We start from the raw sequence: 11907 nt of genomic DNA, 5'->3' as shown, positions 1-11907 counted from the left end.
CGGAGGATGGCCGAGCCCGATTTCGTGATCCCGTCGGAGAACCGGTCCGCGCGCGCGCTCGACGAGCCGACCGGCCCGGGTGGCGTCGCGCTCGCCGCCGACGTCGCGGCCGCGGTGGACCGGTTCCTCCGCCACCTGGAGCTGGAGCGGGGTCGGTCCGCCCACACCGTGCGCGCCTACCGTTCGGACCTCGCCGGGATGCTCGCCGGGGTTCCGTCCCTGGCGGCGCTCGATCTCGCGCACCTGCGGCGCCGGCTGGGGGAGGCGCACGCCTCGGGGACCAGCCGGGCCACCCTCGCCCGACGGGCCGCCGCAATCCGGACCTTCACGGCCTGGGCGGCGCGGTCCGGGCTGATCCCGGCCGATCCCGGAGCGCGGCTGAGCTCGCCGCGGTCGCGGCGTGAGCTGCCGGAGGTGCTCCGTGCGGACCAGGCGGCGGCGGTCCTCGACGCGGCGTCCTCCGGGGCGGCGGAGGAGCATCCCGAGGCCCTCCGCGACCTCGCGCTGCTCGAGGTGCTCTATGCGACCGGCATCCGGGTCGGCGAGGCCTGCGGGCTCGACCTCGACGACGTCGACGACGAGCGCCGCACGCTGCGCGTGCTGGGCAAGGGGGACAAGGAGCGGACCGTGGTGTTCGGGGTGCCCGCCGCGGAGGCGCTGCGACGCTGGCGGTCCCGCGGCCGGGCGGCGCTGACGCGTCCGGGCTCGCCGCCGGCGCTCTTCCTCGGGGTCCGCGGCGGTCGGCTGGACCCTCGCGTCGCGCGCACGATCGTGCACCGGGCGATGGCGGCGTTGCCGGAGGTGCCCGACGTCGGACCGCACGGCTTCCGGCACGCCGCGGCGACACACCTGCTCGACGGCGGCGCGGACCTTCGTCACGTACAGGAACTGCTCGGTCACGCTACGCTGTCGACCACTCAGCTCTACACGCACGTGACCGTCGACCGTCTGAAGGTGGTCCATGACCAGGCTCATCCCCGGGCATGACGCTCCTGATGCCGGGTCCGTGCAGGTCGGACGGCAGGTCGGCGGCCTGGCGGGAGCCCTGGTCGGGGCCCTGGACCGGGCGGACGAGCGGCCGGTGGCCGAACGCAGCGTGTCATTGCGGTCGGTTCCGGTCGAGATCGGGGCGTCACCGGACGTGACAGGGGGCGGGGAGGCGAACCTCGGCGGGCCGCACTGCGCGGCCGCGCACGTCGCCCTCGTCGCGCCGCTCCGGCGCGACACGCCCGACACCCCTGCGGTTCCCCTGATCGGGGGCCCCGGGGCCCACGACGCACACGCGGCGGCGGCCGCCGACATCACGTCCACCCTGTGGGCGGACTTCCTCGCCGGTCGCTCCCCGGCCGCGCGGGACCGCCTGGTGATCCACTATCGCGGGCTGGTGCGCGGCGTCGCGGGCAGGATGGCGGGCGGGCTGCCGACCCACGTCGACGCCGCCGATCTGGTCCAGGTCGGGATGTTCGGCCTGATCGAGGCCGTCGAGCGGTTCGAGCCGGAGCGGGAGGTGCGGTTCGAGAGCTTCGCCGCACAGCGCATCCGTGGCGCGATGCTCGACGAGCTGCGCGCCCAGGACTGGGTGCCCCGGACCGCCCGGGCCCGGCGCCGCGAGGCCGAGCGGGCGCGGGAGCGGCTGGAGACGCGGCTCGGGCGCACGGTCGACGACCGGGAGGTCGCCGAGGAGCTGGGTGTCGCGCTCCGCGAGCTTCGGGGCGTCCTGCAGCACCGACAGCTCGTGAGCGTGGAGGCCCTGGAGGCGGGTGGTGAGGGCCAGGTGCCCGTCGCCGAGCTGGTCCCGGACGAGTCGGCGCCGGACCCCGTCGAGGTCGTCGAGCACGGCGAGACCGTCCGGGAGCTGGTCCTGGCCGTCGACGCGCTGGGGGAGCGGGACCGTGAGGTCGTCCGGCTCTACTACCTGGAGAACCGGACGTTGGCCGAGATCGGTCGCCTGCTCGGGGTGACCGAGTCGCGGGTCTGCCAGCTGCACTCCCGACTGGTCACCCGCCTGCGCACCCGCCTGACCGAGCCCGCCTGACACAGCCCGTCCGACCGAGCCCGTCCGACCGAGCCCGTCCGACCGAGCCCGTCCGACCGAGCCCGTCCGACCGAGCCCGTCCGACCGAGCCCGTCCGACCGAGCCCGTCCGACCGAGCCCGTCCGACCGAGCCCGGCCGGTGCGCGCCGCGGCGCCGTCACCCCGGCCACGGGTCGGGGAGCGGGAGCAGCCGGACGTGCCGCGGCCGCAGCAGCACCAGCGGGTCCATGTACTCCGATGCCGAGCGCACCCCCCGCCGCACGCCCCAGTGCAGACAGGCCCCCACCGGGCAGCCCGCGTGCCCGGCCTCGAGCACGCCGATCGGGTCGCCGCGTGCCACCCGCACCCCGCGGGCGACGGTGCCGGTGACCGGTTCGTAGGTCGTCCGCAGTCCGTCCGCGTGCTCGATCGAGACCACGCCCCGACCGGCCACGGGACCGGCGAACACCACCACCCCGCCGCGCGCGGCGAGTACCGCCTGCCCGACCGCGCCGACCAGGTCGGCGCCGCGGTGGCCCCGGCCGTACCGGAAGGGCGGCTGCTCGAACGGCCGCGCCACCGCCGGTACGGGCGCGAGCGGCCAGCCGTACTCCACCCTCGGTGCGTCGCGGGCCCCTGCCGGGGGCGCCGGTGCGCGGACGGCGACCAGGGCGACCTGCTCCGCCTCGCTCCCCTCCGCCGGGGCCGGCGGGACCGACAGGACGGGCTTCGCCGGGGCCGGCAGGACCGGGGCCGGCAGGACCGGGGCCGCCGGGGCGGGCAGGACCAGGGCGCCCGCCGCGGCGACGGCGGCGAGATGCCGCACGAGCCACTCCGTGCGCACCCCGCCCCCCACCCCCACCCACCCCCGCCGCACTGCTCTCCCGGGGCGCCGCGATCCGCCATGCCCGTCCCGCCGACCCGCCCACGCCATGCCGGCACCCTGCCCGGGCGCCGCGCGGAACGGGTGGTGCGGGGAGGATCGATCCACAGGTCCCCGAAGCTGGGGACGGATCGGTTCCGGGCGGCCGTCCCGGGTGAGGCCGATCGGTGGCCGGGCGTACACTCGGCCCCGCACCTCGACCACTCGAGGTGACTTCGCGCGCTCGCGTGCCCTGCGGAAGCAGGCCCGGCGACCGGGCGGTCCCGTACTCCTGCCGGATGGCCGGGTGCGGGTCCGGGAGCCGGCGCGGCGCCAGGGCGGGGACCTCCGGGGACCCGCGACAACCGCCACGCGCGGCCGGTGTGATCGCCCGATCACCTCCACCGCCCGCGCCCCGACCGAGAGGTGAACACCGGCCATGGCCGTCGTCACCATGAAGCAGCTGCTCGACAGCGGCGTGCACTTCGGGCACCAGACCCGGCGCTGGAACCCGAAGATGAAGCGCTACATCCTGACCGAGCGCAACGGCATCTACATCATCGACCTGCAGCAGACGCTGTCCTACATCGACCGCGCCTACGAGTTCGTGCGCGAGACCGTCGCGCACGGCGGCACGATCATGTTCGTCGGCACGAAGAAGCAGGCGCAGGAGGCCATCGCCGAGGAGGCGGGCCGGGTCAACATGCCGTACGTGAACCAGCGCTGGCTGGGCGGCATGCTCACCAACTTCCAGACCGTGCACAAGCGCCTCCAGCGGCTCAAGGAGCTGGAGTCGATGGAGCAGACGGGGGGCTTCGAGGGTCGCACCAAGAAGGAGATCCTCATGCTCACCCGCGAGAAGGACAAGCTCGAGAAGACCCTCGGCGGCATCCGCGACATGTCGAAGGTCCCGAGCGCGGTCTGGATCGTGGACACCAAGAAGGAGCACATCGCCGTCGGCGAGGCCCGGAAGCTCAACATCCCGGTCGTCTCCATCCTGGACACCAACTGCGACCCCGACGAGGTCGACTTCCCGATCCCGGGCAACGACGACGCGATCCGCTCCGCGGCGCTGCTCACCAAGGTGATCGCCAAGGCGGCGGCCGACGGTCTCATGGCCCGCTCCGCACGCGCGCGCGGCGAGGGCGAGAAGGCCGAGGGCACCGAGGAGCCGCTGGCCGAGTGGGAGCAGGAGCTCCTGACCGGTGGCGGGTCGGACGGCGCGAGCCTGGGCGGCGAGACCGCCGCCGCCGGCGCGGGCTCGGCCCCCGCCAGCACCAGCAACGGCACCCAGCAGACCGCCGGCTGAGCATCACCCGATCACGGCGGCCGGGGCACACCTCGCCCCGGCCGCCGATCGGCCCCGACCCACCCGCAGCGCGAAGGACGAGAAGACACCGAGATGGCGAACTACACCGCCGCCGACGTCAAGCGGCTCCGTGAGCTCACCGGCTCCGGGATGATGGACTGCAAGAAGGCGCTCGAGGAGGCCGAGGGCGACTTCGACAAGGCCGTCGAGCTCCTCCGCATCAAGGGCGCGAAGGACGTCGGCAAGCGCGCCGAGCGCTCCACCTCCAACGGCCTGGTCGTCGCCGAGGGCGGCACCATGGTCGAGCTGAACTGCGAGACCGACTTCGTCGCGAAGAGCGACGACTTCGTCGACCTCGCCACCAAGATCCTCGCCGTGGCCGTCGAGCAGAAGCCGGCGGACGTCGAGGCGCTGGCCAAGGCCCCGCTCGACGGGGGCACCGTCGCCGACGCGATCCAGGCGCTCTCCGCCCGGATCGGCGAGAAGCTCGAGCTCAAGCGCTACATCCACGTCGACGGTCCGGTCGCGGTCTACCTGCACCGCCGCTCGAACGACCTGCCGCCGGCCATCGGCGCGCTCGTCGCCTACGAGGGTGAGGACGCCGAGGCCGCCCGCAACGTCGCGATGCACATCGCCGCCGCACGCCCGCAGTTCACCACCCGCGACCAGGTCCCGGCCGAGGTCGTGGAGAACGAGAAGCGGATCGCCGAGGCGACCGCTCGCGAGGAGGGCAAGCCGGAGAAGATCCTCGACCGCATCGTCGAGGGCCGGATCACCGGGTTCTACAAGGACGTCGTGCTCCTCGAGCAGGCCTCCGTGCTGGACTCGAAGAAGACCGTGAAGGCGCTGCTGGACGAGGCCGGCGTGACCGTCAAGGACTTCGTCCGCTTCGAGGTCGGCCAGGCCTGAGCATGACCGACCAGGGGATCGACGCCGAGAACACCACCCGCCACGGATACCGTCGCGTGCTGCTGAAGCTCGGCGGCGAGATGTTCGGCGGCGGGGGGCTCGGCGTCGATCCCAAGGTCGTGGAGACCGTCTCCCGGCAGATCGCGGAGGTCGTCGCCAGCGGCGCCCAGATCGCGGTCGTGATCGGGGGCGGCAACTTCTTCCGCGGCAGCGAGCTGCAGCAGCGCGGGATGGACCGCTCCCGCGCCGACTACATGGGCATGCTCGCCACCGTGATGAACTGCCTCGCGCTGCAGGACTTCCTGGAGCGCGAGCACCACCTCGACACCCGCGTGCAGACCGCGATCACGATGGGGCAGGTCGCCGAGGCCTACATCCCCCGGCGGGCCATCCGGCACCTCGAGAAGGGCCGGGTCGTGATCTTCGGGGCGGGCGTCGGCATGCCCTACTTCTCCACCGACACGGCCGGGGCGCAGCGCGCGCTCGAGATCGGCTGCGAGGCGCTGCTGCTGGCCAAGGGCGTCGACGGGGTCTACACCGCGGACCCGAAGATCGACCCGACGGCCGAGATGTTCCACGAGATCACCCACCGCGAGGTGCTGGAGCGCGGCCTCAAGGTCGCCGACGCCACCGCTTTCAGCCTGTGCATGGACAACCGGATGCCGATCATCGTGTTCAACCTGCTGACCGAGGGCAACATCGCCCGCGCGGTCGCGGGTGAGAGGATCGGCACGCTGGTCAGCACGCCCGAGACCTGAGAACGACACGCCAGAACGCACCGGGAGCAGCCGTGATCGACGAAACCCTCTTCGACGCCGAGGAGAAGATGGAGAAGGCAGTCGAGGTGGCCAAGGACGACCTGGCCGGCGTGCGCACCGGCCGGGCGACCCCGGCGATGTTCTCGAAGGTCGTGGTGGACTACTACGGCGCCATGACACCGCTGAACCAGCTGGCCTCGGTGACGGTCCCCGAGGCGCGGATGGCGGTCATCAAGCCGTACGACGCGAGCCAGCTCAAGGCCATGGAGAAGGCGATCCGGGACTCGGACCTGGGCCTGAACCCGAGCAACGACGGCCAGCTCATCCGCTGCGTCATCCCCCAGCTCTCGGAGGAACGGCGCCGCGAGATGGTGAAGGTCGCCCGCAGCAAGGGCGAGGACGCGCGCATCACGATCCGCAACCTGCGTCGCAAGGCGATGGACGAGCTGCACCGCATCGTCAAGGAGGGCGAGGCGGGCGAGGACGAGGTGACCCGCGCCGAGAAGGAGCTGCAGGGTGTCACCGACAAGTACGTCCACCAGGTCGACGAGCTGGTCAAGCACAAGGAAGCCGAGCTGCTCGAGCTCTGAAGGACCGTGACCACCTCGCACAGTGCCGACCACGAGGCCGAGCGCACCGGTCCCGCGCCCGAGGCGGCGGGGGAGCCCCCGGTGACCTCCGACCTGCCCGGTTCCGGGTTGCCGGGTACGCCGTCCGCGCCCCCGTCGCGCTCGGCCCGGCTCGGGCGCAACCTCCTCGCGGCCGTCGCCGTCGGGCTGTCGCTGGGCGCGGTCATCCTGGCGTCGCTGCTGGTGCAGCGGCAGGCGTTCGTCTTCGTGCTGGCCGCGGCCACCGCCGTCGGCACGTGGGAGCTCGCCGGGGCCCTCCGCCGCAGCAACCAGCGGATCAAGGTCCCGCTCCCGGTCCTGCTGGTCGGCGGGCAGGCGATGGTCTGGCTGGCCTGGCCCTTCGGGCTCCGCGGCTCGGCCGTCGCCTTCGCCGTCACGGTCCTCGTGTCGCTGCTGTGGCGGATGGGCCGCAGCGACCAGCCCAACGGCGCGGACGGGTTCCTGCGGGACGTCGGGGCCGGCATCTTCTGTGCCGCCTACGTCCCCTTCTTCGTCTCCTTCGCCACGCTCCTGGTGATTCCCGAGGACGGCGTCGGCCGGGTCCTCACCTTCATGATCTGCGTCGTCGCGTCCGACGTCGGCGGGTACGCGGCCGGGGTGGTCGCCGGCAAGCACGCGATGGCCCCGCGGATCAGCCCGAAGAAGTCCTGGGAGGGCTTCGGCGGCTCGCTGCTGGCCGGCTCGGCGGCGGGGGCGTTGTCCGTCCTCCTGCTGCTCGACGGCCTCTGGTGGCTCGGGGCGATCCTCGGTGCCGTCCTGGTCGTCACGGCCACGCTGGGCGACCTCACCGAGTCGATGATCAAGCGCGATCTCGGGATCAAGGACATGGGCACGCTGCTGCCCGGGCACGGCGGCCTGATGGACCGGCTGGACTCGATGCTCCCCGCCGCCTTCGTCTCGTGGGCGCTGCTGAGCGTCTTCGTGCCCGTGGCATGAGGGCGGGTCCACGGGGGCGCCCCGCCCGGGTGGGCGCATGAGGTACCCGGGATTCGGCGGGCAGCTCAAGACCGGACCCGCCATCCCCAGCCCGAACATCTGGCACTGGCCCGAGGTGTACGAGCGGGAGAACCGCGCCCAGGACGCCGACGGCGCGCTCTGGGCCGCCCTGCGCGCCGCGGCCCCGTGGGCGGGCCTCGACGTGGTCGACGTCGGCTGCGGCGACGGCTTCCACCTGCCGCACTTCGCCGAGGAGGCCCGGTCGGTCGTCGGGGTGGAGCCGCACCCGCCGCTGGTCGAGCGGGCCCGCCGGCGCGGGTACGAGGTGCTGCGCGGGGGAGCGGAGGCGCTCCCGTTGCCCGACGGGTGTGCCGACGTGGTGCACGCCCGCACCGCCTACTTCTTCGGCGAGGGCTGCGAGCCCGGGCTCGCCGAGGCCGACCGCGTGCTCCGGCCCGGCGGCGTGCTCGCGATCGTCGACCTGGACTTCACCGTGCCGCCCTACGGCGACTGGCTGCGCGCCGACCTGCCCCGCTACGACCCCGCCGCCGTCGAGCGGTTCTTCGCCCGGCAGGGGTTCACCCAGGAGCGGATCACCTCGACCTGGCGCTTCCCCGACCGGGAGACCCTCGAGGCCGTGCTGCGCATCGAGTTCGCCCCGGCGACCGCCACCCGCGCGATCACCGCGACGAGGGGGTTGACGATCCCGGTCGGCTACCGGCTGCACACCCGCCGCAGGCCGGCCGGGGTCATCACCGTCGGCTGACCGGCGGGCGCCGGCTCAGGCCAGCGTGATCTGGTCGCCGGAGACCGTCACCTCCTGCGGCGTCAGGCCCCGGGTGGCCGGGCCCTTCAGCACCTGCCCGTCGAGGCCGAAGGTGCTGCCGTGGCACGGGCACACCAGCGAGGCACCCTGCACCTCGGACACGGCGCAGCCCTGGTGCGGGCAGGTCGACGAGAAGCCCTCGTAGGTACCCGCGGTCGGTTGGGTGACGATCACCTCCTGGTCCGCGAACACCGCCGCGCCGCCGACCGGGACGCTCGAGGTCGGGCCCAGCGTGGCCCCGCCGGCCGCCGAGCCGCCGGTCGTGGCGCCGCCGCTCCCGCCGCTGTCCGCACCGCCGCTGTCCGCACCGCCGCTGTCCCCACCGCCGCCGCTCCCGGAGTCGCCGCTCGCGCAGCCGGCGGCGAGCAACCCGATCCCGACGGCGGCGGCACCGGCGCCTGCGACGGCGGCCCGCCGCGACAGCCCGGTCGGGGCCGGGGTGCCGGGGGACGGGGCCGTCGGGGTCGAGATGTCGGTCGCTGCGAGCGGCGTGGCGGGGTTCTCGGGCATCTGGGCTCCTCACGGGGGACAGGCCGGGGTCGTGGTGGTGCCGCCACCCTGGCACGGTCCGGCTGAGACGGCGCTGTGCGCCTCGTGGCGGCCGGGCCCCGCCCCGTCCGGGTGACGGCCTCGCTACCGTGACCGCATGAGCCGAACCGTGCGTACCGCTTCCGGCATCCCCCTGCCGCAGCTGGAGATCCTGCTGGGCGGCGCGGGATGGGTGGCGGGCTCGCTCGGGTTCGGCGCGGGCGGCGGGACCCTGGTCATGGCGGCGGGCCTGCTGATCACCGGCTGGCTGTTCACGACCGTCCGCCGCCGGCAGGGCCTGGGCGCGCGCCTAGACCGGCGGCTGCGGGTGCGGGTGCTGCGGCTGGGCGTCGTGATCGGTGTGGTGCTGGTCGTGCTGGGTGTCGGGCTGCCGCTGGTCGGGCAGGGCTGGGGCGAGCTCACCGTGCCGATCGGGGGCGTGGTGGTCGGGGCGGGGCTGTGCTCGCTGGCGACCCTGCTCGGCGAGCGGTCCTTCGTGGCGGTGGGCGGGGCGCTGGTCGTGCTCGGCGCCGTCGGGTCCCTGCTCGCGCTGAACTCCGGTGGCGCGGCCTGGCCGCTCGGCGTGGTCGGGATCGGCGGGGCCGTGGTGCTGTGGCTCGCCGGGATCCGGCGGATCGGCCTGGTCGGGGAGCTGCGCGAGCGCGTCGGACGCTGAGCCGGGCCCCCGTGGCGCCGCGGCGGGTGCCGGGCCACCCGCCGGACGTCGGGTGTGCGGAGTCGTACCGGTCACGGCGGGCCCGGCCCGGCCGGATGGCACACTGGAAGGGCCATGCCGACTTCCCTGCCCCTGGTCTTCGACGCGCCGAAGCGCGCGACCCCGCCGCGCCACCTCGCCGATCTCGACCCCGCCGAGCGCAAGGCGGCGGTGACGGACCTCGGCCTGCCCGGCTTCCGGGCCGACCAGTTGGCCCGGCACTACTTCGGCAGGCTGACCGCCGACCTCGACGAGATGAGCGATCTGCCCGCGGCCGCCCGCGAGCAGCTCGGGGCGTTGCTGCCGCCGCTGGTCGAGACCGTCACCGAGCAGGTCTGCGACGCGGGGCAGACCCGCAAGACGCTCTGGCGGGGTCACGACGGCACGCTGGCCGAGTCCGTCCTCATGGGCTACCCGGACCGGGCGACGGTCTGCGTCTCCAGTCAGGCCGGCTGCGGCATGGCCTGTCCGTTCTGCGCCACCGGCCAGGGCGGGCTGCAGCGCAACCTGTCCACGGCCGAGATCGTCGACCAGGTGCGCCAGGCGGCGCGCAAGGCGCAGGAGGGCGCGCTGGGCGAGCCGCGCCGCCTCTCCAACATCGTGTTCATGGGCATGGGCGAGCCCCTGGCGAACTACACGCGGGTCGTCGCCGCACTGCGCCGGATCACCGAGCCCGCCCCGAACGGCCTCGGCATCTCCCCGCGCGGCGTCACGGTCTCGACCGTCGGGCTCGTCCCGGCGATCGACAAGCTCGCCCGGGAAGGGTTGCCGGTCACCCTGGCGATCTCCCTGCACACCCCGGACGACGAGCTGCGCGACACCCTCGTGCCGATCAACAACCGGTGGAAGGTGGCCGAGGTCCTCGACGCCGGCCGGCGCTACGCGCAGACCACGGGACGTCGGATCAGCATCGAGTACGCCCTGATCCGGGACGTCAACGACCAGCCCTGGCGCGCCGACCTGCTCGGGAAGCTGCTCCGCCGGCGCGTCGGCACCAGGCGCGTGCACGTCAACCTCATCCCGCTCAACCCGACGCCGGGCAGCGAGTGGGACGCCAGCCCCGAGCCCGTCGAGCGCGAGTTCGTCCGCCGGGTGCAGGCCGCCGGGGTGTCCTGCACGGTCCGCGACACCCGCGGCCAGGAGATCGACGCCGCCTGCGGCCAGCTCGCCGCCACCGCCCGCACCTGAACCCGGACCCGGACTCCGCCTCCGACCGCACGAACGGCACTCGTGTGCGGACCTACCGCACAGGAGTGCCGTTCGTGCAGGTCGGGCATCGGGAGTGGCGACAGCCGCCGGGACGACCATCGCCACTCACGGGCTACACGCGCTCGCCCGTGGACGGGTCGAAGAGGTGCAGCTCCTCGCTGGTGGGGGTGAGCGCGATCTGGTCACCGCGCCGCGCCCCGGACCGCCCGTTCGTGCGGACGACGACGGGGGTCTGCTCGCCGTCGTCGAGGTGGGCGTAGAGGAACGCGTCGCTGCCCAGCTCCTCCACGACGTCGACCTGGGCCTTCACCCCGGAAGCGGCGCCGTCCGACCCGACCGACCACTGCTCCGGGCGGATGCCGAGCTGCACCGTCGAGAGCCCGGCGTCGGCGATCCGTGACCGCAGGGACCGCGGGAGCGCCAGCTCCGACGACCCCATCCGCACACCCTCCTCGGTGACCGGCAGCGTGAACAGGTTCATCGCGGGCGAGCCGATGAACCCGGCCACGAACGCGTTGGCCGGCTTGTCGTAGAGCTCCGCGGGCGTGGCGAACTGCTGCAGCTCGCCGTCCTTGAGCAGCGCCACCCGGTCGCCCATCGTCATGGCCTCGACCTGGTCGTGGGTGACGTAGACGGTGGTGACGCCGAGCCGGCGCTGCATCGCCGCGATCTCGGTGCGGGTGGACACGCGCATCTTCGCATCGAGGTTCGACAGCGGCTCGTCCATGAGGAAGACCTGCGGCTCCCGGACGATCGCCCGCCCCATCGCGACGCGCTGCCGCTGGCCGCCGGACAGGGCGCGCGGCTTGCGGTCGAGGAAGTCCGTCAGCCCCAGCAGGTCGGCCGCGGCCTTCACCTTCCGGGCCCGCTCCTCCTTCGCCACCCCCCGCATCTTCAGCGGGAACGCCATGTTCTCGCCGACGGTCTTGTTGGGGTAGAGCGCGTAGTTCTGGAACACCATGGCGATGTCCCGGTCCTTCGACGGCACCCCGACCATGTTCCGGCCGCCGATCCGGATCGCGCCGCCGTCGATCTCCTCGAGGCCGGCGAGCATCCGCAGCGCGGTGGACTTGCCGGACCCGGACGGACCCACGAGGACGACGAACTCGCCGTCGGCGATCTCGAGGTCCAGCCGGTTGACGGCGGGCTTGGCCCCGGCGGTGTAGATCCGGGACGCCTGGTCGAACACGACTTCAGCCACGACGGGCCTCC

The 11907-nt window shown here is 73.9% G+C and carries 13 protein-coding genes; 10 read left to right on the top strand and 3 right to left on the bottom strand.

From position 1 onward, the window contains the following. Positions 1-6 precede the first annotated feature (6 nt). Together ACL02T_RS25965 and ACL02T_RS25960 are read left to right on the top strand one after the other, a co-directional pair. The gene (locus ACL02T_RS25965) at positions 7-987 is read left to right on the top strand and encodes a tyrosine recombinase XerC (protein WP_412833388.1); all 981 of its coding nucleotides are present in this window, start codon (positions 7-9) and stop codon (positions 985-987) included. Then, positions 962-2035, top strand: coding sequence for a FliA/WhiG family RNA polymerase sigma factor (locus ACL02T_RS25960; protein ID WP_412833387.1), 1074 nt, complete (start codon positions 962-964; stop codon positions 2033-2035). The genes ACL02T_RS25965 and ACL02T_RS25960 overlap by 26 nt, the downstream gene beginning before the upstream one ends. Positions 2036-2192: 157 nt before the next feature. On the opposite strand, the gene ACL02T_RS25955 is transcribed toward ACL02T_RS25960, so the two are convergent. After that, positions 2193-2840, bottom strand: a complete 648-nt coding sequence (locus ACL02T_RS25955) for a M23 family metallopeptidase (protein WP_412833386.1) — start codon at positions 2838-2840, stop codon at positions 2193-2195. A gap of 475 nt (positions 2841-3315) precedes the next feature. Between ACL02T_RS25955 and rpsB the strand changes: the two genes are divergently transcribed. The 6 genes from rpsB to ACL02T_RS25925 all read left to right on the top strand — a co-directional run bounded on the left by rpsB (position 3316) and on the right by ACL02T_RS25925 (position 8183). Next, the gene (gene rpsB / locus ACL02T_RS25950; RefSeq protein WP_412833385.1) at positions 3316-4185 is read left to right on the top strand and encodes a 30S ribosomal protein S2; all 870 of its coding nucleotides are present in this window, start codon (positions 3316-3318) and stop codon (positions 4183-4185) included. Positions 4186-4278: 93 nt separating this feature from the next. Then, positions 4279-5094: a translation elongation factor Ts gene (gene tsf, locus ACL02T_RS25945; protein ID WP_412833384.1), complete on the top strand. Its 816-nt coding sequence runs from the start codon at positions 4279-4281 to the stop codon at positions 5092-5094. A gap of 2 nt (positions 5095-5096) precedes the next feature. Next, positions 5097-5852, top strand: a complete 756-nt coding sequence (pyrH, locus tag ACL02T_RS25940; protein WP_412833383.1) for a UMP kinase — start codon at positions 5097-5099, stop codon at positions 5850-5852. Positions 5853-5884: 32 nt separating this feature from the next. Beyond that, positions 5885-6442, top strand: coding sequence for a ribosome recycling factor (frr, locus tag ACL02T_RS25935; RefSeq protein ID WP_412833382.1), 558 nt, complete (start codon positions 5885-5887; stop codon positions 6440-6442). 6 nt (positions 6443-6448) lie between these two features. Continuing rightward, entirely contained in the window at positions 6449-7417 is a 969-nt protein-coding gene (locus ACL02T_RS25930; protein ID WP_412833381.1) for a phosphatidate cytidylyltransferase, read from the top strand. Positions 7418-7454: 37 nt separating this feature from the next. Next, complete coding sequence (locus ACL02T_RS25925; RefSeq protein ID WP_412833380.1) at positions 7455-8183, top strand: class I SAM-dependent methyltransferase; 729 nt, start codon at positions 7455-7457, stop codon at positions 8181-8183. 15 nt (positions 8184-8198) lie between these two features. Here ACL02T_RS25925 and ACL02T_RS25920 read toward each other — a convergent pair whose 3' ends face one another. Continuing rightward, a complete protein-coding gene (locus tag ACL02T_RS25920; protein WP_412833379.1) occupies positions 8199-8753 on the bottom strand; it encodes a Rieske (2Fe-2S) protein in 555 nt (184 codons plus the stop codon). A gap of 136 nt (positions 8754-8889) precedes the next feature. Here ACL02T_RS25920 and ACL02T_RS25915 point away from each other — a divergent pair, with 136 nt between their 5' ends. Beyond that, positions 8890-9447: a hypothetical protein gene (locus ACL02T_RS25915; protein ID WP_412833378.1), complete on the top strand. Its 558-nt coding sequence runs from the start codon at positions 8890-8892 to the stop codon at positions 9445-9447. 114 nt (positions 9448-9561) lie between these two features. Further along, positions 9562-10674 carry a dual-specificity RNA methyltransferase RlmN gene (gene rlmN, locus ACL02T_RS25910; RefSeq protein ID WP_412833377.1) on the top strand — a complete coding sequence of 371 codons (1113 nt, stop codon included), beginning with the start codon at positions 9562-9564 and terminating at the stop codon, positions 10672-10674. Positions 10675-10807: 133 nt separating this feature from the next. Here the strand turns inward: rlmN and ACL02T_RS25905 are convergent, their stop codons facing one another. Beyond that, positions 10808-11896 carry an ABC transporter ATP-binding protein gene (locus ACL02T_RS25905; RefSeq protein WP_412833376.1) on the bottom strand — a complete coding sequence of 363 codons (1089 nt, stop codon included), beginning with the start codon at positions 11894-11896 and terminating at the stop codon, positions 10808-10810. Between the last annotated feature and the right edge of the window lie 11 nt (positions 11897-11907).

Source organism: Pseudonocardia oceanicola (genome assembly GCF_047200735.1).
Lineage (GTDB): Bacteria > Actinomycetota > Actinomycetes > Mycobacteriales > Pseudonocardiaceae > Pseudonocardia.
The sequence above is the reverse complement of the archived record's forward strand: the minus strand, read 5'-3'. Positions and strand labels throughout refer to the sequence as shown.